Here is a 25,522-nt window from a genome sequence, read left to right as displayed (position 1 = left end):
TTTAAAAAATGCTCATCAATCATGGAAATTCGTTCCGTCCGTCGTTTCTTTAACAATTCCGGCGCGGATGACGAAATCTCCGAAATGTTCTCCTTCATTGCGTTCTTTCGCATAGCGCGGAAGAATGTCGCGAAGTTCTTTTAATATTTCTTCTTCACCGATGTTTTCCCGGTACATTTTGCTCAGACGGCTGCCGTCAAAAGCGGCGCCGAGGTACATGTTGTACTTGCCAGGGGCTTTTCCGATGAAGCCGATTTCGCCGAGCGCATGGCGGGCGCAGCCGTTCGGGCATCCCGTCATGCGGATGGTAATCTCTTCATTCTTCAAGCCGGTTTCTTCAATGATTTCATCAATTTTGTCAATCAGCTTTGGCAAATATCGTTCCGCTTCGGCCATCGCCAATCCGCACGTCGGCAGTGCGACGCATGCGATCGAGCTGCGGCGGAGCGCTGTATAATGCCTGCCGTCAGTCAAACCAAACTGTTCGATCAGTTCGCTGATCTTTTTCTTCTTTTGGCTTGTGACATTGGCAATGATCAAGTTTTGATTGGCTGTGAGGCGGATATCGCCGGTATGAACTTTGGCGATCTCCCTTAAGCCGGTCATCAGCTTGTAATCATCATAATCAGTGACGCGGCCGCCCTCAACAAACATTGTAAAGTGCCATCTTCCGTTTACACCCTTTACCCAGCCGTAGCGGTCGCCGTTATGCTCGAAATGATACGGCTTTGCTTCAGCGAGGCTCCAGTCGAGGCGGTTTTCCAGCTCGTTTTTGACCGTTTCCAAGCCGAGGCGGTCAATTGTGTACTTGAAGCGGGCATTTTTGCGAACCGAGCGGTTTCCGTAGTCCCGCTGAATCGTAATCGTTTTTTCGGCGACATCATATAACTGATCAGGCTTACAGAAGCCAATGACTTTGGCAAGCTGCGGATACGTTGCTTTGTCTCCATGGGTCATGCCCATACCGCCGCCGATCGCGACGTTGAAGCCGATGAGTTTGTCATCCTCCACAATCGCGATAAACCCAAGATCCTGGGAAAATACGTCGATATCATTTGACGGCGGAACGGCGATGCCGATTTTGAATTTCCGCGGCAGATACAGCGGTCCGTACATCGGTTCGACTTCTTCCGCATCAGGCGTGCCGGCCACTTTTTCTTCATCAAGCCAGATTTCATGATACGCACGTGTGCGCGGCAGGAGGTCATCACTCAGCTTTTTCGACCATTCATACACTTCTCTGTGGATTTCTGATTGATACGGATTGGAAGCGCACATGACGTTCCGGTTAACATCCCCGCATGCTGCAATCGTATCCAGCATGGCTGAATGGATCGATTGAATCGTTTTTTTCATGTTCCATTTTAAAATGCCGTGCATTTGGAAGGTTTCCCGGGTTGTCAGCTTCAATGTGCCATTTCCGTATTTCCGGGCAAGCTCATCCATGACAAGCCACTGCTCAGGCGTTGCGACACCGCCCGGCATCCGGACGCGCAGCATGAACTGATACGCCGGCTCAAGCTTTTGCTTTTGACGCTCATTGCGGAGATCGCGGTCATCCTGCAAATAGCTGCCATGATGCTTCATCAGACGGTTGTCGTCATCGGAAATTCCGGCTGAAAGCGGCTCAAGCATCGATTCCTTCAGGGTGCCGCGCAAATAGTTGCTTTCTTTCTTAATGCGTTCTACATCACTCGGCGGGCCTTCAGGCGCTTTTAATATTTCGTTCCCCATGTTGAAAAAGTCCCCTTTCAATCAAAATCAGTATACATCGCGCTGATAACGTTTTTGCTTTTTCATTTCTGCCAGATAGGCTTCAGCTTCCTCGCGGCTTTTGCCGCCTTCTTTTTCGATAATTTCAAGCAATGCGTTCTGAACATCTTTGGCCATGTTGTTCTTGTCGCCGCAAACGTAGAAAGCCGCTCCTTCTTCAAGCCACTCAAACAGTTCTTTGCTGTGCTCAAGCATGCGGTGCTGTACATATACTTTTTCTTCCGTATCCCGCGAGAACGCGACATCCATTTTTGTCAGCACGCCGTCACTCAGCCACTTTTGCCATTCTGTCTGATATAAGAAATCGGTGACGAAGTGCTGGTCGCCGAAGAACATCCACGATTTCCCCGGTGCTCCGGTTTCTTCGCGCTCCTGCATAAATGACCTAAACGGCGCAACACCTGTGCCCGGACCGACCATGATAATCGGAGCCTCCGGATTTTCCGGCAGCTTAAAGTTTTTATTCGGCTGAATAAAAACAGGCAGCGTGTCGCCAGGCTGAAGGCGTTCAGCACATAAAACCGAGCAGACCCCTTTTCGGTCTCTGCCGTGCGTATTGTAGCGGACAGCGCCGATCGTCAAATGCACCTCATCCGGATTTGCAGCGAAGCTTGATGCGATCGAATAAAGACGCGGCGGAATTTTTCGAAGAATCGAAACAAAATCCTGCGGAGCTGCTGCGATCGGACCGAAATCCTGAACGAAATCAATCAGGTCGCGGCCTGCGATATATGCTTTTAATTGATCCGCGTTTTCCTGAGCGGCAAGCTCGCGCAGCTTTTCATTTGCAATGAGTTCTGCCGCCTGCTGAATAAATTTTTTTGTCAGCACCGTAATTTCATAGTAAGAAGTCAACGCTTCTTTCAGGGAAAGGTTTTCCCCTTGATCAACCGTGACGGTAGCATTCGGATCCCATTTCAGCTCGGCCAGCAGCATGTCGACGAGTTCCGGGTCATTTTCCGGAAAAATGCCGAGCGCATCGCCAGGTTCGTAAGTCAGGCCTGAGCCTTCGAGCGATAATTCAAGGTGGCGCGTTTCTTTATTTGATCCGCGGCCGTTTAAATTCAAATTTTCCAGCACTTCCGCTCTGAACGGATTTTTTCTCGAATATACCGTTTCTCCTCCTGCTGCTTGCGGTGCTGCCGTTTGAGCAGGTGCTGAGCTTGCGCCCTGTTCCTGTCCTTCGTTTAAGCTTGAGATGACACCCTCAAGCCATGCTGCAGCCGGTTCATCATAATCGAGATCGCAATCGACGCGCGGATGGAGCCTTGTGCCCCCCAGCTCACCAAGCCGCTGATCAAACTCTTTTCCGGTCTGGCAGAAAAATTCATACGACGTGTCGCCAAGAGCCAGCACAGAATAACGGAAATCATCGAGCTTCGGAGCCCGTCTGCCATGGAGAAATTCATGGAATGACAGCGCGTTGTCCGGCGGATCCCCTTCTCCGTGCGTGCTGACGACGATGAGAAGGTTTTTTAATTTTTTCAATTGGTTCGGCTTAAAATCGCTCATTGCAGAGACGGTGACTTGAAAGCCCCGTTCTGTAAGCGTCTTAGCCGCGTTTTCAGCAAGTCCCTGTGCATTTCCTGTCTGCGACCCGAATAAAATGGTCACTTCTTTGGAAACAGGCTGGGCCGGACTTGCAGCCGGAGCTTCCGCCGGCAATGTTTCAAGCGCCGCCGCGGCATCGGCGGTTTGCACAGCCGCCAGATAACCGCTCAGCCAGGCTTTTTGTGATGCCGTCAAAGTTGGCAGAAGGCGGTTGAGGAGCTCTGCCTGCTCCTGGTTAAAAGGACTGTTCATTACCTGAAGTTGCAACGATATCCACCTCACTAAGGAATAAAAAAATTATGACTTGTTTGAAACGGAAAAGGATTACATTCATCATATATCCACTATTCCTATAAATCAAATCGGTTTTATTGACGCAAAACATCTGTCGATCACGGCTTTGCTGCAAAGAAATATTGTAAGCGCTCACTCACCACGTCCCCTTTGCCGCTCGGCGTCAGCCTGCTTCAAACCAAACATTCCTAAAAAAGATTCTAATTTAAAGTTTACTGGAATACTCAACATTAGTAAAATATATATTAATTATCACAGCTATTAAAATTTTTAATAAAGGAGAGATTCGTGTGCATTATGATGCGCTGAAGACATTCGTTACCCTTGCAGAAGTCAAAAATTTCACAAAAACGGCCGAGCTTCTTCTCATGTCACAGCCGAGCGTGAGCATGCACATTAAAAATCTTGAAAAAGAGTTCCAGACGAAATTATTTGAACGCTCTCCGAAATATTTGAAAATCACGCCGACCGGTGAAATTTTATACGACCGCGCCAAACAAATGATCACCATATATGAACAAACGCGGCAGGACATTCTCGATCACCACAACTCGATCAAAGGCGAGCTGAAAATCGGTGCGAGCTTCACAATCGGCGAATACATTTTGCCATCGCTCTTGTTCGACCTTCAAAAAGAATATCCTGAGCTCGAACTCAAGGCGGTCATTGGAAACACGGAAGAAATCGTGCAGTCCGTCCGCCTGTACAAAGTGGACATCGGCTTGATCGAAGGCCAGACAAATGAAAAAGAGCTTTCTGTCCACGCCTTTATGCAGGACGAATTGTTTATCACCGCTTCAAGTAATCACCCGCTTGCCGCCAAACAGGACGTGACAATGGCCGATCTGCAAAATCAAACATGGGTAACACGCGAAGTCGGCTCAGGTACACGCGAATACTTAAACCATGTCATCCGTTCAAACGGTTTGAAAGTCAAGTCGTTTCTGACGATCAGCAGCAACCAGGGGATCAAAGAAACGCTCATGACAGGCATCGGCCTGTCACTCCTGTCTGAAAGCGTCATTGAAAGAGACGTGCAGCATGGAAACCTTTCCGTGATCCGGCTGAAAAATCAAACCTTTACCAGGACGCTTTCATATATATATTCACCCGTCATGCAAGACAAAAAAAATGTAAAAACCTTTATTAACGCTTTAAACCAAAGAACAGCTTCGGAATGATGATCCGTTCTTCCTGCCCGCTTCACGAAATGTTTGTTTTCGTTTGTCCAATGTGTGAATCATCACTGGAAACGATTGACTGCCGGCTGGAGATGCCATATCCTGGAACTATCACATAGGAAAAGAGATGATGGTTATGAAGTGGTTAAGTAAAAGTTTAGTTGCTTCATCATTACTGGCAGGTATGCTTGCTGTTTCGGGAAGTCCCATGCATGTACAAGCCCAGGAACTCTCTAAAACTGAAAGTCTCTCTTCTCACGCATCTGCACAAGGAATCTTCGCCCCTCAGGCGATCGTCATCAACAGGCCGATGAAAGTCGGACAGGAAGATCAATACGTCGGCATTTCAAACGTGTCCTACAGCGGCAGCGCCATTACCGTCAGCGTCACCTCGGACCGCGTGTACGTAAAAGCCGTCAGCCCAGGCAAAGCGACATTTTCGTATCTCAATTCATTGGGACAGCTGGTCATCAACAATATTACGGTCACCCGATAACACTTAAATCCGCGGGAGAAATCTGCTTCCCGCGGATGTTTGATCAGCTCCAACATTCACCGCGTCTATATAAAAACACCAATCACATAGAATTGGTGTTTTTGCTATCAACGTATTTGATGATCTTTGCCGGATTTCCGCCGACGATGGCATTGTCCGGGACATCTTTTGTCACGACGGCTCCGGAAGCTATCACTGCATTGTCGCCGACCTTGACGCCGGGATTGATGACCGCTCTGCCGCCAATCCAGACGTTACGTCCGATGATGACAGGTATCCCGTACTCCGCACCGCTTATCCTTTCGAACGGATCAAGCGGATGGGTCGCCGTATAAATATGAACGCCCGGTCCGAGCATACAATGATCGCCTATCCGGATTTCGCATACATCGAGGAAAACACAGTCAAAATTGGCGAAGAAATTTTCCCCGACATGTATATTAAAACCGTAATCACAGCGAAACACCGGTTCGATGTGGAGCGTTTCCCCTGTTGAACCAAACAGCTCTTTGATCAGCTTGGTCCTTTTATTGTCGTCGATTTCGTTCGAATGGTTGAATTCATTCGTAATGTTGCGCGCCTTGAGTCTGTCATGGCACAGCACCGGATCAGAAGCAAGATAAAGCTCTCCGTCCAGCATTTTTTGCTTTTCTGTTTTCATTGGTTTTTTAGTCTCCTTAACTGCATTTTGATATTGGCTACATCAATTGCAACACGAGATTGAACACTTTTACAATAAAGTAGACATTGATGAGCAGCAAAAGCAAGATAACAGCCTTCCGCTTCTCATGTTTAATTTCATAAACGAATTTCCACATAAAAAAGATTGCTAAAAATACGATTAAAATACTATCAACACTTTTAAGTATCAGATCCATCCAATTCCTGCTCCCTTTTGACTTCTATATAAGACAATATTTTCATAATGCGCGGCGTACTGCAAGACTCTTTCCCAGTTCTCAAAAAAAAATCAAAAAACTGTTGACGAACCCATCTAATCTGCATATAATAGAACTTGTCAGCAAAACAAATACCCAGTGTTACATATCATGATTCCGTAGCTCAGCTGGGAGAGCGCTACCTTGACAGGGTAGAGGTCGCTGGTTCGAGCCCAGTCGGAATCATACCGAATCGAAACGGCAGGAAAACGTTGATTTTCAACGGAGTTCCTGCCGTTTTTGCGTTTGATTTTTTTCAATTCCCACCTCTCGACACTCTGTCTTCATTCCACAAAAAACAGCCTCTATTTGAAAGAGTTATGGTAAAATATTCTTTGTACAAAGTTCGGGCTCACTCAAGGGAAGTTGGCTCATCCCCTATGAAAGGGGGTGATGCTTATGACAGCATACGAAACAATCTCGTTAATGATTGCTTTCGGCATGTTAATTGCCGTGTTGTCGAAGAAAGAAAAATAGACTTCCCTTGAGCCCTGGTAAAGTTCAAAGGGAAGTCTATATTTAAAATGACTGAGCCAAGCCCTTGTTGGGCCGCTTTGTACACTCGACTCGACTGTTGGCGCAGTCGGGTCTTTTTTATTTTATGCATTTCTTTTAAAAAAATACACCTGAACGTTTGAGCGATACGTTGATGACGCACCTGTGGTCTTTTTATGATTTTGACAGTCTATCATCAAATTCATATTACCAATTTCAACCCACTAAATCAACTAATAGTGTCATTCACCTCTCGGGATAAATGAAAATATTCGAGGGTAAACCGTGCTTCTTCTTCCAACGCTTTTGAACAACCACATTATTTTTTCATAATTCACAACATCCAAAATAATCCAAAATAAGTCGAATTAATCACCTCCAACTCTTTAACATTCAGACGAAAAAATGACTTTTGTTTGATTGTTTTTTAAATATGGATATTTTCTGGGTTTTCCACTTTATTTCAGGACTACAAAACAAGTCCTTTGTCTGATTGAGAGAGACCGAACCCCTGCTAAAATAAAGTTCGTGTTGTTGGGAAATATTTCTCAAAGGGAGGACCGATTGTTAAAGGATATCGAGATTTGAAAGGAGAACAACTGTGGCTAAGACGATTATTTCTGGTTTCATTTTATTTTTTCTGCTTATTTTTTCGGGAGCTGAGCCAACATCAGCGGCTTTTTGGGATACAAAAGGAGACAACGTTATTCATGATCCTTCCATGATTAAAGAAGGAAATACATGGTATACATTCGGTACTGGTATCGGCAATGGAATCCGCGTCATCAAATCGACAGACGGAAAAACGTGGAGCCCAGCTCCAAGTATTTTTACAACTCCATTATCATGGTGGAAAAAGTTCGTGCCAAACCATGAAAAAAACCAATGGGCGCCTGATATCAGCTATTACAATGGTCGCTATTGGCTTTATTATGCGGTATCCGCGTTCGGCTCCAATACTTCGGCGATCGGACTGGCTTCAACAGACCGGATCTCTTCCGGAAATTGGCGCGACGACGGGCTTGTCACCCGGACGACGACCTCGAACAATTATAATGCGATCGACCCTGAGTTAGTCATTGATAAAGAAGGAAATCCGTGGCTGTCCTTCGGCTCGTTTTGGAGCGGCATCAAGCTGACAAAGCTTGATAAAAAAACGATGAAACCTACAGGGAAGGTTTATTCGATCGCATCAAGGCCGAGCCATGGCGGAGCGGTTGAAGCGCCGTCTATCACATATAAAAACGGCTACTATTATTTATTCGTTTCGTTCGATAAATGCTGTCAAGGTGTGAACAGCACGTATAAAATCGCTTACGGCCGCTCGACAAAAATCACGGGACCTTACTATGACAAAAGCGGCAAGAAAATGACGGAAGGCGGAGGCACAATCCTCGACTCCGGAAACAACCAGTGGAAGGGCCCAGGCGGCGCAGATATCGTGAACGGCAACATCATCGTCAGACATGGTTATGATGCGCTTGACAATGGAGCGCCTAAGCTGCTGATTAATGATTTATACTGGGATTCCAAAGGATGGCCGAGGTATTAGTTTTTAAACCGAGCAGATATTTTTCTGCTCGGTTTTTTCTGTTGTTTTAGCAGTCCAGCTTTGCAAGAACTCCATCCAAAAAATGTTTGATTTTCCATATCTTCAAAGTATCGATCATTTTGATCAACTTTTTTGATAAATCCCTCTATAGAGTCAGCTATTTTTTTATCAAAAAAGAATACCGATGACTTATCGGTATCATTTAAATCAAGCGTTAAATATACACCTTCATTTACCTCATAAAAAACAAGCCTGTCTTCATCTTCATATATATCATCTAAATCAGGGGCAAATTCGTAAATATCTTCCCTTAAAGTGATATCTGCGATAGTAGCGGGATCTAAAAATCTGTTTATTGCACTTTTATTCCCTCTTATAAACCCGTACCCAATTTCTAAATAAAATTCTCTGAGTTCTTTAGGAAATCGGAAACCAAGTCTATCTTCCGCTTTTATTAGATCGTTTTCTTTTAGCTCATAAAACTCATGATGACTATTTTTTATAAAATTAAATTTGTACAGCCTCATGAAACCTCCTTATAAATAGCCTCAGAAATTCAGCCAGGCTGATATCCCCACAACCTCGAACGATTAATTTTCTTCCTGACAAACAACGTTCATACCTTGCTGTTTGATTTCACAATCCGCACCGCTTCTTCCTCTGCGCCATTTTGATAAATAATCAAGCGGGTGACCACACCATCCTCCAAAATAAATTCCACTTCAACAGACAATGACCTGAGGAAAAAGCGCGTTTCCGAGGCTGGAAATAATTCAAAACGGATCTGTCCGGTGATTTGCATATAAAGCCGTTCTTTATCAACTGTCACATCAGCGGCGGTGCCATCCTGAAGTGAATAACTTCCGACATATCTTTTGTAAATGGCCGGATCGATCTCTTTTTTCTTTTTATCGGCAGGGCGATCAGGGATTTTGTAGGCCTTGTCAAACAGGATATTTTCAACGGCTTCAAAGATGGCCTGTTCATATTCATCATCCTGTTCCACATTGCTCAAATAAATGAAGGTTTTTCGTTGATCGATATATCGGATCATTACGGTTGAATAGCCTGGCCAGCCGCCGCTGTGACCGACAATTCGCCCTGTTTCAGGACTGTCCCGAAGCACCCATCCACACCCGTAATCTACAGACTCTCCGTTTTTCAGAGACGCGGGAGTAAAAGCAAGCTCTTTTGAGACTTGATTGATCAAACAATCTGTATATAAGGCCTGGTCAAACAAATATAAGTCATGAATGGTTGAGTTTACGGTTCCGTCCCCCTGAATCCCGTCAAGATAGCAGACATATTTTGTTTCTTCAAGGTCATCAGGCAGAACGTACTGTTCTGTATGCACGTCATACACATATCCATACGCATAGTTCTCAATGGTTTCAGGTTGAAGCCTTCTGTTATACACCCTTGAGTTCCGCATTTCCACCGGTTCAAAGATATTTTTTTTCATATATTCGGCAAAACTCAGACCGGATGCCTTTTCAATGATAACCGCAAGCAGCACATATCCCGTATTGCTGTACAGCCAACCTTCACCCGGGGCAAAATAGCGTTGCGGCTGATGATTCATCAGCATATCAACGATATCTTGATTAACAGCAATCTTGTTATGATCCCAATGTTGTAAAAACCACTCCATATAATCGGGCAGACCCGACGTATGTGTCAACAAATCGTGAATCGTTATGCCCTGATAAGGAAATCCGGTTATCCACCGTTCTACGGGATCCTCAATATTCAATACCCCTTGCTGTGCTAATTGAAGGATGCCCAAAGCAGTGAACGGCTTGGATAGCGATGCTAATTCAAATAAGGAATCCTCCTGCAATAAACGCTTATCTGCCAAGTTTGCATAACCGAAGGCGCCTTGAAAAAGAATGTCTCCGTCTTCAGCGACTAATACCGCCGCGTTGATCTGCTTTTTTTCATTTAACACACTAAACAGGTTAACAAGTTGTTCTCTTTTTTTCTGTTTCACTTTTCCACCTCCCTTTCTTTATACGCATATGGAAATAAGAGGTTTCAACAAAAAAAGACAAGAATGCTTCTTGTCTTTGAAATCGCTAGTCTACAATTCTAATAAGTTTCAACATCCTTTTCGCAAGTCATTCATTGATCTACGATGCGAGCCACTAGATCCTGCGCAAACGAATGTCAAATCGATTTTTGATTTCGGCGAAAAAATGTTGCAAACAGCAATAAAACGTTGCTCAAAAGACTTGCCGCCCCTAACCAGACGAGCCATTCCGCCTTTGTCCCCCAGGAATAACCAATGATGATCAGAGCAATGCAGCTTGAGAAAAAGGGTCCTGTCCTGTCTAATTTTGTGCCGCGGCGAATGGTTTCCTTTGTCTGCAGGAATTTATCTTTTGCATGATAGAGCTTCTCCTTTCCTTTGATTTTAAAAGTTGTTGCTTTTACATAAAGATTATTTTTCATCATTTTCTCCTCCGTAGCGGCGTTTCTCAAATTCTCCGAGAATCTTTTCTGTATCTAATGAATTTCCTACGCCAAGCTGAATGTTTGCATTCTCCTCAAAACCGTCTTGTTCTTCACCGTCAAAACGGTAAAGCTTTTGCAGCAGCCGCCAAAATGTCGCAACCTCTTCGGCAGTAAACTGCTGAAACAAGTCAGCCAAGAAATAGACGGACCTTTCGGAACAATCCACCAGCACTTTCTTTCCTTCAGCGGTCATTTCAATATTAATAGAGCGTTTGTCTTTTTGATTTGGCACTGATTTAACATAACCTTTTTTGATCAGACCTGTCATCAGCTTGTTGGCGGTCTGTTTGGTTGTGCCAAGCTTTTTGGAGATATTCGTAAGCGTGGCAGTTTCAGTCGGCAAATGCGCGATGGCGATGAGTGCCATGTGTTGCCTCGAAGTTAATATTTCCATGTATTCGTCACCTCGGGTTTGCACCTTATTGACAACCGAAAACAATGTCGCATAGCTTTGCTGCATCAAATGTAATTCGTTGATTAAGCTGTTGGTATCCATTTGTTCTCTCCTTTGAATATAGTCAACATGCTGACTAATATACAATACTATTTCTCGTTAATTTTGTCAACATGGTGACTATTTTTTCGTGATTGATCAATTGGACATTCCGTTTTACACTATTTAATTATCTGATAATTAAAAATATAGGATGAGAATAGGGGGAATATAATGAATTCTTCACTCATTTCAGCGGATGATGCATGGATGCTTTGGGGGTTTATTGCGGTGTGGGCGGCGGTGAGTATTTATTTGGAGCAGCGGTATCGCTGGGCTGCGGCAGTATCGGGGGCTGTACTGGCGCTGGGCGGATCGATGCTGTTTACGAATGCGGGGATTCTACCGGCCGAGTCCCCCGTCTATGATGCGGTGTGGTCCTATGTTGTTCCGCTTGCGATACCTTTGCTGCTTTTTCAAATCAATGTGCGGAAGATCCTGAAAGAAAGCGGCAGGCTTTTGATGATCTTTTGCATCAGCGCCCTGGGCACTGCTGCCGGAAGCGTGATTGCTTTTTTTCTGTTTAAGCAGCAGATTCCGCACCTTGACCAAATCGGCGGGATGATCAGTGCCTCTTATATCGGCGGAGGCGTGAATTTTGCGGCGATGGCCGCGAAGTTCTCAACTCCCGGTGAATATGTATCATCGACGGTGGTTGCGGATAATTTTATGATGGCTCTTCTTTTTTTCATTTTAATGGGGATACCGGCGCTTAAATGGTTTCAAAGGCGCTTTGGCGTTCATGAAGAGACGGCCGGCAGTAAAAATCAGGCGGAAGCCTATTGGAAAAGAAAAGAGATGTCCTTGCAGGACATTGCTTTAAACATCGGAACCGCCTTCGCGATCGTTGCTGTGTCTGTAAAAACAGCGGCCTTTTTCAAAGAGCGTTTTTCTTCTGACGGCGGGTTTCAGTTTCTTGCCTTTATCTTGGGTGACCAGTTCCTGCTGCTGACGACGCTGACAATTTTGCTGACGATCGCCTTTCCCCGCTATTTTGAACGGCTGCGCGGCACACAGGAAATCGGGACTTATTTGATTTACTTATTCTTTGTGGTGATCGGCATTCCGGCAGACTTGCGGATCATTCTCATGAACGCACCGCTCCTTTTGGCATTTGTGTTTGTGGTTGCCATGTCCAACCTGCTCGTAACGCTTGCCGCAGGAAAGCTGTTGCGTTTTCGGCTCGAGGAAATTCTCTTGGCCTGCAACGCATCTGTCGGCGGTCCGACAACAGCGGCGGCGATGGCGATCGCCAAAGGCTGGCAGAGCCTCGTCGCTCCGGTTATGCTGGTCGGGACGTTCGGATATCTGATCGGCAATTATGTCGGCACCCTCTTGGGCACATGGTTTTCTACCCTGGTTTAAACGCAAAAAAAGCCGCAGATTCCCTGAAGAGTCTGCGGTTTCTTTTATGATCGGGCGAACGCTCCGGATACGGCTTCCAATGCACGGGCAAAATCGGCCTGCAAATCATCGGCATGTTCCACACCGACGCTCAGCCGCAGAAGGCCGTCGGTAATCCCCCGTTTTTCCCGCTCTTCTTTCGGCATAGCGGCGTGTGACATTTTTGCCGGATAGGAAAGGATCGACTCCACAGCGCCGAGACTGACGGCAAAGACCGGAAGAGAAACGCGTTCCACAATCTTTTTCACGGCTTCTGCATTCTCCAGCTCGAACGAAAGGACGGCGCCGGCGCCATATGACTGGTGCCTGTGAACTGACGCACCCGGATGCGAAGACAGCCCCGGATAATACACTTGTTTGACGGCCGGATGCTTTTCAAAAAATTCAGCGAGCTGCTGAGCTGTTCGAGATGCTTTTTCAAGCCGGACCTGCAGTGTTTTCAGCCCTCTCAGCACAAGCCAGCAGTCTTGGACGCCGAGAACAGCGCCGAACGAATTTTGCAGCTTATAAAGTTCTTCCCCGAGCTTTTTGTCTTTCACAACGGCAAGTCCTGATAATACGTCGCTGTGTCCGCTTAAAAACTTCGTCGCGCTGTGTAGCACAACATCGACGCCGAGCTCGAGCGGCCGCTGCAGCGCCGGAGTCATAAACGTGTTGTCAAGAAACGTCAGACAGCCGTGCGCCTTGGCAAGCTTGACGACGCCTCTGATATCCGTAATGCCGAGCGTCGGATTTGACGGTGTTTCAAGGTAGATGACTTTTGTATTTTCCTTTATGTTTAAAGCAATTTCATTTAAATCCGTCATATCGACGAAAGTATGTTCAATCCCGAAGCGGCTCAGCACTTCCGTAATCATCCGGTAAGTGCCGCCGTACACATCTTTTGTGACAAGCACGTGATCGCCCTTTGACAAAAGCAGAAAGGAGGTGGAAATCGCGGCCATTCCGGATGAAAAAGCAAATCCCCTCGTCCCTCCCTCAAGCTCGGCTATCGTGTCTTCAAGCGCCGTTCTTGTCGGTGTTCCTGACCGGCTGTAGTCATATTCGCCGAATTTGTCAAAAGAACCTTGATGAAAGGTTGAGGCGTGCTGGATCGGCACGCTGACGGCTCCGGTTGCTCCGTCCGTTTTATTTTGGTTATGAACAAGCCTTGTTTCAAGCGTCCAGTTTTCATGACTCATGCGGAACCGCCTCCCCTTTTACTTTTTCCAGCGCAGCTTTTAGATCCTGCTTTAAATCGGAGACGTGTTCGATTCCGACTGAAAAGCGCAGAAGTCTGTTGCAGACGCCGTTTGCAATTCGGATGTCTTCCGGGATATCCATATGGGTCTGTGTCGCCGGATAGGTGATGAAGCTTTCGACTCCGCCGAGGCTTTCGGCGAAACAGATCGTCTTGAGATTTTTCAGCAACGGATTAACCCATTCTTCTTTTTGAACGCGGAATGACAGCATGCCGCCTTTTCCCGGATAAAGAACATCTGCAATTTCCTCCTGCTCTTCCAAAAAGGCCGCAAGTTCCCGCGCGTTTTCCTGATGCTGTCTCATCCTGAGAGCGAGCGTCTTCATCCCTCTCATTAAGAGCCATGAATCGAACGGCGATAAAACCGCTCCGATGGCGTTTTGGTGCTGGAACATTTCCTCAGACAGCTCTTCGCCTTTTGCAACGACAAGCCCCGCCAAAAGATCGTTATGACCGCCCAAATACTTCGTCGCGCTGTGAATGACAAGATCAGCGCCGAGCTCAATCGGCTTTTGCAGAACCGGTGTATAGAACGTATTGTCAACAATGAGCAGCAAGTCGTGCTCTTTAGCGATTTGCGTGATTTTTTGAATATCAGCTTCCTGCATGAGCGGATTTGTCGGCGTTTCTACAAACAGTGCCTTTGTATTGTTCGTGATTTTCGACTTGATACAGTCTTCGTCTGAAAAATCGTCGTAGAAAAAGCGAAGTCCGTATTTCTTCCATTCGTTTTCAAAAAGGCGGTACGTTCCCCCATATAAATCGGACGAAACGATGAGCTCATCCCCGCTTTGAAACAGAGCCATGATCGTCTGAATGGCAGCCATACCGGAACTGAACGCAAAGCCGCGCGTTCCCCCTTCGAGTTTCGCGATTGCATCTTCAACAAGCTGTCTTGTCGGATTTTTTGTGCGAATGTAATCAAACCCTGTGGATTCCCCGATCCCTTTGTGCCTGTACGCAGAAGAGAAATAAACGGGAGGATTGACAGTTCCCGTTATTTCATCACTGCGGTTGCCGATTTGCGCCAGCGTTGTTTGTACATGTTCAGTCATATGACACCATCCTTTTAAAAATAAAAAACCCCTTCTTCATAAGAAGAAGGGGGATTATGCGCTTCTTCTTATCTTCCAAGCATCTGCTTGCTGGATTTAGCACCTTGGTACACTGACATCGTCAGTGCAGACCGGTTGCTGAGGTTTCAAAGGGCCAGTCCCTCCACCTCTCGTGATAAGAATCTCTTCAATTTTCTGATTGTTCTTTACTTTAACCTAAGTCAAGACATTTTTCAAGGGTCATTTTTAAATCTTTCCTCATATTGAACATGGTATGATGAAACCAAACGACGGAACCGGAGGAATCAGATGCCAAAAACAGAGCGATTAATCGAATTGATGATGACCGTTCATACAAAACGAAAATTTACGGCCGGGGAGCTCGCAGCAGAATTCGGGGTTTCCTACCGCACGATTCTCCGCGATCTGGACGAGCTGAGCGCGCTCGGCGTCCCGATCTATTCTGAAACAGGCGCGAACGGAGGCTATTATTTGCTGAATGAACCTGTGCTTCCGCCGCTCTTTTTTACACAATCAGAGGCGGCGGCTATGTTTTTCGCGTATCAATCTCTGCAGTTTTTCGGATCGCTTCCCTTTGATGCGGAAACGCGGATGGTTTTAAAAAAGTTCTACCGCCACCTTCCCGTGGAAACACAGGAGCGGATTGATGCGATGAAAGACAGAATCGTGTTCTGGAATCCGCATCGTCCAAAAGCCGCCGAACATTTAGAAACGCTTCTTGATGCAGCCATCAATCAATCCGTTTTGACGGTCGTTTATGACGGAACAGACGATTGCGCGGAGAGATCCATCCAGCCCATCGGTTTGTTCAGCTGGAACGGCTTCTGGTACTGTCCGGCCTATTGCTTTAAAAGGCAGGCGTTCAGACTGTTCCGCGCCGACCGCATCCTTCGGGCGGAAAAAGCGGCCAGCCCGCTGGCCCGCCAGCTTCCCTATCCATCGGTTCTCAGCTGGATCAAACATTCGGAGAGCGAGTGCCCTGAACCGGTGCGGCTGCAAGCGGAACTGACACGCAGAGGAGCCAGGCGGGCTGCGGCTGATGTGGACTTATTCAAGATCCTCACCATGCGGGATGACGGGACGGGGGCGATCGATGCAAACCTCCCCAGACCAGAACTTGAGTATTTCGGGGAACTTTTGTGGAACCTCGGCACTGAGGCAACTGTCAAAGAACCCGCAGAAATCAAGCTTCAGCTGAAACGGAAGGCTGCTGACATTTTAGCAAGGTACGACTGACTTTTTTTAGAATCGTGACAAAGCCTGTCAGGATTAGGTGATACTTTTAGAATAAAGCAAAATGGAAAGGATGAAGCAAATGAAGCAAGTTCAAGCCCTGCGGAGCGATTTGTTCCACGAGATGGAGACGGGCATCCGCTCCACGTGTCATCTTCTGAAAAAAGTGAAGGAATCTGACTGGTCTTACCGGCCCGCCGACCGCATGCGAAGCCTGAAAGAACTGGCAAGCCATCTGACGGCCATCCCAGAAGCCGACATGGCTATCATGCAGGAAAAGGAAGAGGCCGCCATCTCCCGAATTGAAAAGAAGTATAGTGCATTGCAGTCGGCTGACCAAATGGCTGAAGCTATGCAGAAAGGATTCGCTGCTTTTCAAACGTATATGACTTCCCTCTCCGACGAGGAATTTTTGACGAAAAAAACAAAGCCGTTTTACCTTGATGAAGGGATGACCCAAAGCCGCTGGCTGACGGAAACGCTCACCCACGTCTTCCATCACAGGGCCCAGCTGTTTAATTATTTAAAACAGCTCGGCTATGACGTCAACATGTTCGATCTGTATCTTTAAAAGGTGTTCATATGAAGCTGCCTCTGACAAAAAAAGAACGGTCAAACTTAAGGACAGCCAAGGTAAAAATAAAAAACACGGCATATATGGATCTGTCCGTCCTTGCACATACGCTCGGTTCGTCTTTGGAGCGCGCCGCATACATCAAGGCGCTCGCCCAGTTTCAAACCGCTCCTTCCATCGGGCCGAAAATGGCGCAGTGCGCCGTTGACCTGGGCTACTATTCCCTTGGCGACATCAAGCATGAATCAGGTGCGGATTTGATCATCCGCCTCGAAAAACTGAAAGGCTACTGGGAAGATCCTTGTGCAGAAGATGCGCTGCGATGCATCGTCCATTACGCCAACGATCCCGAAAGCGCTAAAAGCTGGTGGGATTTCACAGAGGAAAGAAAAATGTACCGCGAACGCTGCGGATACCCTCCGGATAGACCGTCAACGCCCTGGTACGAAAAAAAACGGACATAAAAAATCACGGCTGCCGAACAGTTCGGCAGCCCTTTTCGCTTCTTTCACAAGAGAATTTCGTGTTAAAATGAATGGAAACGTTCACAAACATTATTTCTGGAGGAATTCATCTTGGCTATGAAAACAGGAGTCATTCAGGAGAAGAAGCTTTTTTCGGAAGAGCTCGGCGAGGAAATGGAGCTTCTCGTCTATTTGCCGTCATCCTTCTCGCCGCTTTACAAATATCATGTGATCATCGCACAGGATGGACATGACTATTTCCGCCTCGGGCGCATCAGCAGACAGGTGGAAGAACTGCTGGCGAACGGCGAAATCGAAAGAAGCATCATCATCGGCATTCCGTACAAAAACGTACAGGAAAGAAGGCTTACATACCATCCGGAAGGGTCAAAATTCGAAGCGTATAAACGTTTTTTGGCAAATGAACTCGTCCCTTTCGCCGACAGTGAGTACCCGACATACCAAGTCGGATCAGGCAGGACGCTGATCGGAGACTCGCTCGGAGGAACGGTTTCCCTCATGACGGCGCTTGACTATCCGAATATGTTCGGAAACGTCATTATGCAGTCACCTTATGTCGACCGCCATGTTCTCGATAAAGTGAAACAGTCCGATTCCCTGCAGCTTATTTCAATTTGCCACCAAATCGGAGAGAAAGAAACCGCCGTCAAAACGACTGATGATCAAATTTTGGATTTCACCGGTCCAAATGAGCAATTAAAAGAATTGCTTGAAGAAAAGCAGACAAACTACGATTTCAAAGCTTTCGACGGGGATCACAAGTGGACATACTGGCAGCCGCTCATCACCCCCGCTTTAAAAAAAATGCTGTAGCTCTCTGTATATCGGCCCATCTTTGATATACTAAACCATATCAATTGTTTAAGGAGGGAACAAAATGAAATACGGTATTGTGCTATTTCCATCAAAAAAACTTCAGGACATTGCAAATTCCTACCGAAAACGCTATGACCCGAATTACGCTTTAATTCCGCCCCACCTTACATTAAGAACACCTTTTGAAGTGTCCGAAGACGAGATCGCGAGCGTCGTAGGACACCTGAGGGAACTTTCAAAAGAGCTGAAACCGGTCACGCTGAAGATTACAAAATTCAGTTCCTTTGCCCCTGTCAATAATGTCATCTATATGAAAGCCGAACCGACAGAAGAATTGACGCAGCTTCATGAAAAAATGTACAGCGGCGTTTTGGAAGACAAACCCGAATATGCGTTTGTTCCCCATGTCACAGTCGCACAAAAGCTGTCAGATGATGAGCATTCCGACGTCCTCGGCACGCTGAAAATGAGAGACGCGTCGCACGAAGAAGTCATCGACCGCTTTCACCTGCTTTACCAATTGGACAACGGATCTTGGACCGTCTATGAAACTTTTATTTTAGGAGCGTGAAGAAAGCCAGTGGAAGCCGTCATTGTGAAGAATCAACAACAGCTTGAAGACGCCTTCTTTGTTAGAAAGGAAGTCTTTATCAAGGAGCAGCACGTATCACCGGAAGAAGAAATGGATCATCTCGATCAGGAATCTTCACATCTCGTCATCTATGACGGAAAAGAGCCGATCGGCGCTGGCCGGCTACGGCTTGTCGACGGCTATGGCAAACTTGAACGAATCTGTGTACTGAAAAGCCACCGCTCCCTCGGCATCGGCAACCTGATCATTCAGGCGCTTGAAGAGGAAGCCGCCAAGCAAGGCGCGGTTCAATTCATGCTGAACGCGCAGACACAGGCTGTTCCCTTTTACGAAAAACACGGCTATAAAGTCGTGTCTGAAGAATTTTTAGATGCGAATATCCCCCATGTCAAAATGGTCAAAAAGTAACCGTTCCGCTTTTTAAGCGGAACGGTTTTTCTTTTCCTCAGAAAACATTTCATAGTTTGTTCATCTTTTGTTTATCGTTTATTCAACATTGTCTATTAAAGTTGTTTCTAAGCTTTTACGAAGCCCTACACAAAATAGACGGGAGGTAAACAGCCGAATGCCGTTATGAACAAAAAAAACATCACCACACTCGCCCGTTTCGGGATAGTCGGAGCCGGAAACACACTCGTTGATTTCGCCGTGTTTTTCATCCTTACGTCCCTCCGCGTACCCTATCTGGCCGCACAGCTGTTTTCCTATTCGGCAGGCGTAGCAAACAGCTATATCTGGAATCGGACATGGACGTTTCAAGTAAAGGAAAAAGCACATGGCGCGGAAATCGTCCGGTTTATCATAATCAATCTTGCAGCAGCGGGCGCTACATTTGTCCTTCTGTATATTTTTCAAAAAGCCGGCCTTTCCCTTTTTGTCAGCAAAATGTCCGCAACAGTCGCAGGAATGGCGATCAACTTTATCGGAAACAGGCTTTGGGTGTTTCAAAAACCCGGAACAGATTCATAAAAAAGACCAGGAGTGAATAACCATGAAAGTAAAAAAAGCAGTCATCCCAGCAGCCGGTTTGGGTACAAGGTTTTTGCCGGCAACAAAAGCGCAGCCGAAAGAAATGCTGCCGATTGTCGATAAACCGGCTATACAATATATCGTGGAAGAAGCTGTTCAATCAGGAATAGAAGACATCCTTATCATTACAGGAAGAAATAAGCGTTCGATTGAAGACCATTTTGACCGCTCTGTTGAACTGGAGCAAAACCTGTTCGCCAAAGGAAAAAATGATGTGTTAAAAGAGATACGCGACATCGCCGATATGGCGAATATTCATTATATCCGGCAAAAGGAGCCCCTCGGTCTCGGACATGCGGTGTTATCGGCCAAGCATTTCATCGGTGATGAGCCGTTTGCCGTCCTTCTCGGCGACGACATCATGGTGTCAGAAACGCCGGCGCTTCGGCAGCTGCTCGAAGTATTTGAAGAATATCAGACAGAAGTAATCGGCGTTCAGCCAGTCGATCCGGCGGACGTGAGCAAATACGGCATTATTCAGACGTCCGCGCAAAAGAACAAAATATATCAAATTGACGATCTTGTGGAAAAGCCGTCTGTCAAAGAAGCCCCTTCAAATATCGCGGTTATGGGCCGCTATGTGCTGAGGCCTTCGATTTTCCCTGTGCTCGAACAAACGAAGCGCGGTACGGGAAATGAAATTCAGCTGACTGACGCACTAAGGGAAATCTGCCGGGAACAAAGCATGTATGCGCGCAAATTGGAAGGAAGCCGCTTTGATATCGGCGACAAGCTGGGCAGTTTTAAAGCGAGTACGGAAATCGCTCTTATGCGGGACGAGATGCGGCCAAAACTGCTCGCCTACCTGGAAAGCGTCCTAAAAAAAGAAGCGCAGAAAGGAGCATGGCAATGACATCCGTACTCGTTACAGGAGGAGCCGGATACATCGGCAGCCACACCGTACTCGAATTAACAAAGCAAAACCGCTCCGTCGTCGTGCTTGACAATTTATCTACCGGACACAGGGAAGCCGTCAGCGGGATCAGCTTTTACGAAGGCGACATCGGTGATGCGGCACTTGTCAAAGCCATCATCAAACATCATGATGTCGATGCTGTCATCCATTTCGCCGCCAAAAACCTTGTGTCCGAATCGATCGAAAAGCCTGAGCTCTACTTTAGGGAAAACACGCTCAAGTCTTGTGCATTCTTCGAAACGGTCATCAAGGAAGGCGTCAAAAACATCGTCTTTTCGTCGACCGCCGCCGTATATGGCATCCCGGAGAACGTCCCGATCAAAGAGACAGCCCCCCTCTCCCCTGTCAATCCTTACGGGGAATCGAAGCTGATGATCGAAAAATACTTGCACTGGGTCGGGAAAACGCACGGTGTCAATTGGGCAGCCCTCCGCTACTTCAACGCGGCCGGCGCCGCTTTAAACGGAGCGATCGGCGAGGATCACGATCCTGAAAGCCATCTCATTCCCCTCGTCCTGCAGACGGCTTTGGGACAGCGAAAGCAGCTATCCATTTTCGGAGATGATTACCCGACGCCGGACGGAACATGCATCAGGGATTATATTCACGTCCTCGATCTGGCTTCCGCCCACCTGGCGGCTCTTGACAGGTTATATGAAGACAGACTGAAGCAAAATGTTTATAATGTAGGGACAGGAGCCGGACATTCCGTAAAAGAAATCATTGAAACCGCGGAAAACATGACAGAGCGAAGCATTGCAGCAAAAACGGACGAGCGCAGAGCGGGGGATCCGCCAGTGCTTGTGGCGGACAGCCGGACACTGATGGAAGATACCGGATGGAAGCCGCAATACAGCGATTTACAAACCATCATTCAAAGCGCGTGGCAATGGCACAGGGCGCATCCGGACGGTTTTTGAGATTCGCTTGTTTCCCGCGCGGGCGGCAGGGAATCATCCCGGCGGCTGCTCCAACGTTCGGCTGATGAAATCAAAAGCAGGGAGAAAAAACGAAAATGGGAAGCATAGTGAATGATATTTTAATGTGGCTGACCGATCTTGGCTATTTCGGCATTGCAATCGGTTTAATGATCGAAATCATCCCGAGTGAAATCGTACTGGCCTACGGCGGATACTTGGTGTCAAGCGGCTCCATTACGATGACAGGGGCCGTGATCGCCGGCGTCATCGGGGGAACGATTGCTCAATTGTTTTTATACTGGATCGGCTATTACGGCGGAAGGCCGTTTTTATACAAATACGGAAAGTACTTATTGATCCAAAAGCATCACATTCAAACGGCCGAAAAATGGTTTGAGAAATACGGCGGAGGCGTTGTCTTTTCCGCCCGCTTCATTCCCGTGGTCAGGCACGCCATCTCCATTCCGGCAGGAATTGCGAAAATGCCGATTTTAAAATTCACAGGTCTGACCGTGCTGGCCATCATACCGTGGTCGATATTATTCGTCTACCTCGGCATACAGCTCGGCAGCCGGTGGGACCATGTTGAAAATGTGGCGAGAACGTACACGACTCCGATTATGATCGGAGCGGCCGCTATGATTATTCTGTATTTCGGACTCAAAAAACTGCGCAAAAAATAACGAAAACCCCGGTATAAAAGCCGGGGTTTGTTTCATCTTTCAAACGGACTCGTTAACGTAGCGTCCGCTTTCCGCCTTTTCCGTAACACGGCGGTTCAGCGTTTTTTTTCGCTTCTTTTCCAAGACCCGCCTAAAAGCCGCAGTCTGGTTTTCCTCTCTTTTTTCGACTTCGCGGTAGGCGCGCTCGCTTGGGATATTGGCGGTTTTTTGTATATGCGCATAGTTCGATTTTTGGCTGATGCTGCGATTGGCGTACTGTGTATATTGATCATGATGGACAGGCGGCAAATATCCCATTCGATCTCCTCCTCATCAGCTTTAATTCCCAAAAATCTACTGTTTTAAACGGTTTTCATTTGATATGATAGACGTTGTCTCATAACACTAGACGATTACCCATTAATTGGAGGACCTCTTTTTGAAATGCGCCCGATTCAATAACCGAGACATTCATATACATACATATTCGAGAGAACACCTGCAATTCCTCTTTGATGAAGCAAGAAAAGACAGAATCACGTGTAAACATTGCGGCTTGCCTCTCAGACTGAAATTGTCGATTCATGAAGAACCACATTTTTTCCACCGGGAAAACGGGGATTTTTCTCAATGTGAAGCAGCTTGCTTAAACGAGAAGACAGAGCAAACCAGACAGAACGACTATACAGAAAGCGGCGTGTTCCGTCTCCCGAAAGGCAAAGCGATCGGAGAGGAAAAGAAGACGGATGCGGACTTCTGGACGCCGCCTCGCGAAGCTTCCATCCATTCTCCTTTCTCCCCAGCGGAAGAAACGGCCCCGGAACCGGTCTTTCCGAATGTGCCGCTGAATGAGAAACAGCTTGCCGCCGTGACGGCCCCCGAAGAACCCCTTCTCGTTCTGGCCGGCGCGGGAAGCGGAAAAACACGGGTATTAACCGCGCGAGCGGCTTATATGATATCCCGGCTCGATATCCCGCCTTCCGCCATTTTGCTCGTCACATTCACGACAAAAGCCGTGAAAGAAATGAAAGAGCGGATGGCCTCGCAATACGGATTGCCGATGCAGACTGTGAACCGCCTCGTGACAGGCACCTTCCACAGCTTTTTCTACAAAATTCTTTATCACCATGATCCGGCAAGATGGAATGGCGAGCACCTGCTGAAATGGGAATGGCAAAAAGAACAATACATCAAAATGGCCCTTGCCGAAGAAGGGCTTGATGAAAAAGATTTTCCGGTTGATCAGGCGATCCAGCAGATCGGCTACTGGAAGAACGCTTATCTTCCGGGCGAACAGATTCCGCTGGAAGACGAATGGGAAAAGCGGGTTCACCGGCTGTACCGTCAATATGAAGAACAAAAAGCTGCGCGGCGCCAATTCGATTTCGACGATATGGCATCTGCATGCTGGCAGCTGTTTCAAGAACAGCCAGACATTTTAAAACGATATCAGACGCGCTTTCACGCGATTTTGATCGACGAATTTCAGGACATTAACCCTGTTCAGTATGCCATCATCAAGCTGTTGGCGAGCCCGGAAAACAACCTGACCTGTGTCGGGGATGATGACCAGTCAATCTACGCGTTCAGAGGCAGCAGCCCTTCTTTTATACTCGATTTTGAAAAAGATTATCCGAAGGCGAAAACGGTCCGCCTCACGACGAATTACAGATCGAGCCATCCGATTGTGGCAAGCGCTGATATGGTCGTGAGGAAAAATAAAAAGCGTTTTCCGAAAACATTAAGTGCCGCGAGAGATGACCGCCAAAAACCGCTTATATTTTATCCTTATGATGAAGAGGAAGAAGCGATTATGATCGTCTCTGATATCCAAGAAAAAATTGAAATGGGCGCTAAGCCTGATGACTTCGCCATCCTATACCGGACAAACAGCAGCGGGCGCGCAATCTTTGAACGTCTGCACCAGTCAGCTATTCCGTACACGGCTGAACAAGGCGTCCGGTCGTTTTACAGCAGGAGAATCGTCCGGCAGATCCTGGCTTATCTCTACTTAAGCCAAAATCAGGATGACGCGGAAGCCGTCAAACAGATTTTACCCGCCCTCTTTCTCAAGCAGTCCGCATTAAATACGCTTAAAGCGCTCTCGATTACCGAAGATTGCACGATGGTTCACGCGCTTGAAAAACTAACCGACATCAAACCGTTTCAGCTTGATAAAATAAAGAAAATCGTTCCTTTTTTCACAGGCTTAAAAACGATGAAACCAGTTGAAGCGATCTCTTTCGCAGAGGAAAAAATGGGATTTTCCGATTACTTAAAAAAGCGCGGTAACGAAGGAAACAAGCTCGAAAAAGGGTCTGACGATCTGCGGGATCTCAAAACAGCGGCAAAAAAATTCAAAACGATCCCCGAATTTCTTGAGCATGTCGATCATATGAGAGCAGCGGAAAAGCAAACAGCTGACGGATACGGTGTTCAGCTTTTAACAATCCACCGTGCGAAAGGGCTTGAATTCAAAACGGTCTATATCCTGGGGGTGCAGGACGGCTCGATTCCGCATGACTTTGCCCTTGAGACAGCGAGAAAAGGCGACGATACCGCTCTTGAAGAAGAGCGGAGGCTGCTGTATGTCGCCATGACCCGGGCCGAGGATCGTCTGTATATCAGCGTCCCTTCCGTCAGAAGGGGCAGAACGGCATACCGCTCAAGGTTTTTGCAGCCTGTTTTACGCCCGAATCCCCAGGTCCAGCTGCAATAAAAGACACCGTGCCCTCCTTTTATCGGAAGGCGCGGTGTTTATTTTTTGCTGTTCATCATTTTCGCGATCGTGTTGAAATCCATTTTTTCCTTGCCGCTTACAATGGATTCAACAATCTTATCTTCCATTTCCTGCGGAACCCGTTTGTTCGCCAATTTAGCGACGCGCTTAATCACGCTGCGGACCGTTTTTTCATCCTTGAAGTTGGCATTTTGCAGCGAATTCGCAAGCTGCATGACCTCATTCATGCTGACGCCCGTTTTCTTTTCGATGTTTTTGAAAAATTGATTGTCCATACCTATGCCTCCTTTTTGGGAGTGATACGCTATCTTATGCATCTTTGAAAAGCCTTGTGCTTTTCCCGTTCAAAAAGAAGAGGGCCCGGCACACATGCCGCCGCCCTCTTCGCTTCAACTCAAAAACTAATATTTAAAAGAAGCGCCGACAATAATGAGAAGAATAAACAAGACAACGATCAATACAAACGTTGAACCATAGCCGCCGCCATAGCCTCCGCTGTAGCCGCCGCCGTAGCCTCCGCCACAAAAGCCCATCTAAAGCACCTCCTT

28 protein-coding genes, 1 tRNA gene, 1 pseudogene and 1 riboswitch are annotated in these 25,522 nt (G+C 47.0%); of the genes and pseudogenes, 17 read left to right on the top strand and 13 right to left on the bottom strand.

Features of this window, described 5'->3' with window-relative positions; genetic code table 11:
• Positions 1-15: 15 nt before the first annotated feature.
• Together cysI and M1D59_RS06755 are read right to left on the bottom strand one after the other, a co-directional pair.
• The gene (gene cysI, locus M1D59_RS06760) at positions 16-1,734 is read right to left on the bottom strand and encodes an assimilatory sulfite reductase (NADPH) hemoprotein subunit (RefSeq protein WP_144498449.1); all 1,719 of its coding nucleotides are present in this window, start codon (positions 1,732-1,734) and stop codon (positions 16-18) included.
• A 27-nt stretch (positions 1,735-1,761) separates the two neighbouring features.
• Positions 1,762-3,591 (bottom strand): assimilatory sulfite reductase (NADPH) flavoprotein subunit, encoded by a 1,830-nt coding sequence (locus M1D59_RS06755; protein WP_023856698.1) that lies wholly within the window; start codon positions 3,589-3,591, stop codon positions 1,762-1,764.
• A 317-nt stretch (positions 3,592-3,908) separates the two neighbouring features.
• Here M1D59_RS06755 and M1D59_RS06750 point away from each other — a divergent pair, with 317 nt between their 5' ends.
• Both M1D59_RS06750 and M1D59_RS06745 read left to right on the top strand, forming a co-directional pair.
• On the top strand, positions 3,909-4,799 hold the full coding sequence (locus M1D59_RS06750; RefSeq protein ID WP_020450991.1) for a LysR family transcriptional regulator: 891 nt from the start codon (positions 3,909-3,911) through the stop codon (positions 4,797-4,799).
• A 136-nt stretch (positions 4,800-4,935) separates the two neighbouring features.
• A complete protein-coding gene (locus M1D59_RS06745) occupies positions 4,936-5,295 on the top strand; it encodes a hypothetical protein (protein ID WP_023856697.1) in 360 nt (119 codons plus the stop codon).
• Positions 5,296-5,377: 82 nt separating this feature from the next.
• Here the strand turns inward: M1D59_RS06745 and M1D59_RS06740 are convergent, their stop codons facing one another.
• On the bottom strand, positions 5,378-5,956 hold the full coding sequence (locus M1D59_RS06740) for a maltose acetyltransferase domain-containing protein (protein ID WP_023856696.1): 579 nt from the start codon (positions 5,954-5,956) through the stop codon (positions 5,378-5,380).
• Positions 5,957-5,993: 37 nt separating this feature from the next.
• Positions 5,994-6,173: a hypothetical protein gene (locus M1D59_RS06735; protein ID WP_011197793.1), complete on the bottom strand. Its 180-nt coding sequence runs from the start codon at positions 6,171-6,173 to the stop codon at positions 5,994-5,996.
• A 173-nt stretch (positions 6,174-6,346) separates the two neighbouring features.
• Between M1D59_RS06735 and M1D59_RS06730 the strand changes: the two genes are divergently transcribed.
• The 3 genes from M1D59_RS06730 (at position 6,347) to M1D59_RS06720 (ending at position 8,280) form a co-directional block, all read left to right on the top strand.
• Positions 6,347-6,419 (top strand) — tRNA-Val (locus M1D59_RS06730).
• A 207-nt stretch (positions 6,420-6,626) separates the two neighbouring features.
• Positions 6,627-6,710 carry a putative holin-like toxin gene (locus M1D59_RS06725; protein ID WP_033155145.1) on the top strand — a complete coding sequence of 28 codons (84 nt, stop codon included), beginning with the start codon at positions 6,627-6,629 and terminating at the stop codon, positions 6,708-6,710.
• 619 nt (positions 6,711-7,329) lie between these two features.
• Complete coding sequence (locus M1D59_RS06720) at positions 7,330-8,280, top strand: glycoside hydrolase family 43 protein (protein WP_105979031.1); 951 nt, start codon at positions 7,330-7,332, stop codon at positions 8,278-8,280.
• An 89-nt stretch (positions 8,281-8,369) separates the two neighbouring features.
• Here the strand turns inward: M1D59_RS06720 and M1D59_RS06715 are convergent.
• From M1D59_RS06715 to M1D59_RS06700, 4 genes and pseudogenes are all read right to left on the bottom strand, one after another.
• Positions 8,370-8,801, bottom strand: a pseudogene (locus M1D59_RS06715) (SMI1/KNR4 family protein); the annotation flags it as partial.
• 95 nt (positions 8,802-8,896) lie between these two features.
• Positions 8,897-10,270, bottom strand: coding sequence for a serine hydrolase (locus tag M1D59_RS06710; protein ID WP_458117897.1), 1,374 nt, complete (start codon positions 10,268-10,270; stop codon positions 8,897-8,899).
• Between the two features lie 176 nt (positions 10,271-10,446).
• The gene (locus M1D59_RS06705; protein WP_003180743.1) at positions 10,447-10,731 is read right to left on the bottom strand and encodes a hypothetical protein; all 285 of its coding nucleotides are present in this window, start codon (positions 10,729-10,731) and stop codon (positions 10,447-10,449) included.
• Positions 10,721-11,290 (bottom strand): MarR family winged helix-turn-helix transcriptional regulator, encoded by a 570-nt coding sequence (locus tag M1D59_RS06700; RefSeq protein WP_101560726.1) that lies wholly within the window; start codon positions 11,288-11,290, stop codon positions 10,721-10,723. Before M1D59_RS06700 ends, M1D59_RS06705 begins: the two co-directional genes overlap by 11 nt.
• Before the next feature lie 171 nt (positions 11,291-11,461).
• Here M1D59_RS06700 and M1D59_RS06695 point away from each other — a divergent pair, with 171 nt between their 5' ends.
• A complete protein-coding gene (locus M1D59_RS06695) occupies positions 11,462-12,652 on the top strand; it encodes a DUF819 family protein (protein WP_146873581.1) in 1,191 nt (396 codons plus the stop codon).
• A gap of 44 nt (positions 12,653-12,696) precedes the next feature.
• Here M1D59_RS06695 and metC read toward each other — a convergent pair whose 3' ends face one another.
• Both metC and M1D59_RS06685 read right to left on the bottom strand, forming a co-directional pair.
• Positions 12,697-13,872, bottom strand: coding sequence for a cystathionine beta-lyase (metC, locus tag M1D59_RS06690; RefSeq protein WP_101560724.1), 1,176 nt, complete (start codon positions 13,870-13,872; stop codon positions 12,697-12,699).
• Positions 13,862-14,986: a methionine biosynthesis PLP-dependent protein gene (locus M1D59_RS06685; RefSeq protein ID WP_458117896.1), complete on the bottom strand. Its 1,125-nt coding sequence runs from the start codon at positions 14,984-14,986 to the stop codon at positions 13,862-13,864. Before M1D59_RS06685 ends, metC begins: the two co-directional genes overlap by 11 nt.
• A gap of 65 nt (positions 14,987-15,051) precedes the next feature.
• Positions 15,052-15,168, bottom strand: a riboswitch (SAM riboswitch).
• 127 nt (positions 15,169-15,295) lie between these two features.
• Here M1D59_RS06685 and M1D59_RS06680 point away from each other — a divergent pair.
• The 10 genes from M1D59_RS06680 to M1D59_RS06635 all read left to right on the top strand — a co-directional run bounded on the left by M1D59_RS06680 (position 15,296) and on the right by M1D59_RS06635 (position 22,255).
• Positions 15,296-16,243: a helix-turn-helix transcriptional regulator gene (locus M1D59_RS06680; protein WP_003180735.1), complete on the top strand. Its 948-nt coding sequence runs from the start codon at positions 15,296-15,298 to the stop codon at positions 16,241-16,243.
• Between the two features lie 79 nt (positions 16,244-16,322).
• Positions 16,323-16,811, top strand: coding sequence for a DinB family protein (locus M1D59_RS06675; protein ID WP_003180734.1), 489 nt, complete (start codon positions 16,323-16,325; stop codon positions 16,809-16,811).
• 11 nt (positions 16,812-16,822) lie between these two features.
• Positions 16,823-17,278 (top strand): helix-hairpin-helix domain-containing protein, encoded by a 456-nt coding sequence (locus M1D59_RS06670; protein WP_003180732.1) that lies wholly within the window; start codon positions 16,823-16,825, stop codon positions 17,276-17,278.
• A 111-nt stretch (positions 17,279-17,389) separates the two neighbouring features.
• On the top strand, positions 17,390-18,112 hold the full coding sequence (locus M1D59_RS06665) for an esterase family protein (protein ID WP_003180731.1): 723 nt from the start codon (positions 17,390-17,392) through the stop codon (positions 18,110-18,112).
• A 64-nt stretch (positions 18,113-18,176) separates the two neighbouring features.
• Positions 18,177-18,686: a YjcG family protein gene (locus tag M1D59_RS06660; RefSeq protein ID WP_003180728.1), complete on the top strand. Its 510-nt coding sequence runs from the start codon at positions 18,177-18,179 to the stop codon at positions 18,684-18,686.
• Positions 18,687-18,695: 9 nt separating this feature from the next.
• Positions 18,696-19,115 (top strand): GNAT family N-acetyltransferase, encoded by a 420-nt coding sequence (locus tag M1D59_RS06655; protein ID WP_003180726.1) that lies wholly within the window; start codon positions 18,696-18,698, stop codon positions 19,113-19,115.
• A 165-nt stretch (positions 19,116-19,280) separates the two neighbouring features.
• The gene (locus tag M1D59_RS06650) at positions 19,281-19,676 is read left to right on the top strand and encodes a GtrA family protein (protein ID WP_020450971.1); all 396 of its coding nucleotides are present in this window, start codon (positions 19,281-19,283) and stop codon (positions 19,674-19,676) included.
• 16 nt (positions 19,677-19,692) lie between these two features.
• Positions 19,693-20,589 (top strand): UTP--glucose-1-phosphate uridylyltransferase GalU, encoded by an 897-nt coding sequence (galU, locus tag M1D59_RS06645; RefSeq protein WP_458118042.1) that lies wholly within the window; start codon positions 19,693-19,695, stop codon positions 20,587-20,589.
• Positions 20,586-21,572 (top strand): UDP-glucose 4-epimerase GalE, encoded by a 987-nt coding sequence (gene galE / locus M1D59_RS06640; protein WP_458117895.1) that lies wholly within the window; start codon positions 20,586-20,588, stop codon positions 21,570-21,572. The genes galU and galE overlap by 4 nt, the downstream gene beginning before the upstream one ends.
• A 95-nt stretch (positions 21,573-21,667) precedes the next feature.
• On the top strand, positions 21,668-22,255 hold the full coding sequence (locus tag M1D59_RS06635) for a DedA family protein (protein WP_020450968.1): 588 nt from the start codon (positions 21,668-21,670) through the stop codon (positions 22,253-22,255).
• 39 nt (positions 22,256-22,294) lie between these two features.
• Here M1D59_RS06635 and M1D59_RS06630 read toward each other — a convergent pair whose 3' ends face one another.
• A complete protein-coding gene (locus M1D59_RS06630; RefSeq protein ID WP_095290059.1) occupies positions 22,295-22,552 on the bottom strand; it encodes a hypothetical protein in 258 nt (85 codons plus the stop codon).
• Positions 22,553-22,673: 121 nt separating this feature from the next.
• Here M1D59_RS06630 and M1D59_RS06625 point away from each other — a divergent pair, with 121 nt between their 5' ends.
• Complete coding sequence (locus M1D59_RS06625; protein WP_458117894.1) at positions 22,674-24,953, top strand: ATP-dependent helicase; 2,280 nt, start codon at positions 22,674-22,676, stop codon at positions 24,951-24,953.
• A gap of 38 nt (positions 24,954-24,991) precedes the next feature.
• On the opposite strand, the gene M1D59_RS06620 is transcribed toward M1D59_RS06625, so the two are convergent.
• The gene (locus tag M1D59_RS06620) at positions 24,992-25,249 is read right to left on the bottom strand and encodes a stage VI sporulation protein F (protein WP_458117893.1); all 258 of its coding nucleotides are present in this window, start codon (positions 25,247-25,249) and stop codon (positions 24,992-24,994) included.
• Between the two features lie 126 nt (positions 25,250-25,375).
• A complete protein-coding gene (locus M1D59_RS06615) occupies positions 25,376-25,507 on the bottom strand; it encodes a YjcZ family sporulation protein (RefSeq protein ID WP_020450965.1) in 132 nt (43 codons plus the stop codon).
• Positions 25,508-25,522: the final 15 nt, after the last annotated feature.

It is taken from the genome of Bacillus sp. PK6-026 (genome assembly GCF_054161455.1).
The sequence above is the reverse complement of the archived record's forward strand: the minus strand, read 5'-3'. Positions and strand labels throughout refer to the sequence as shown.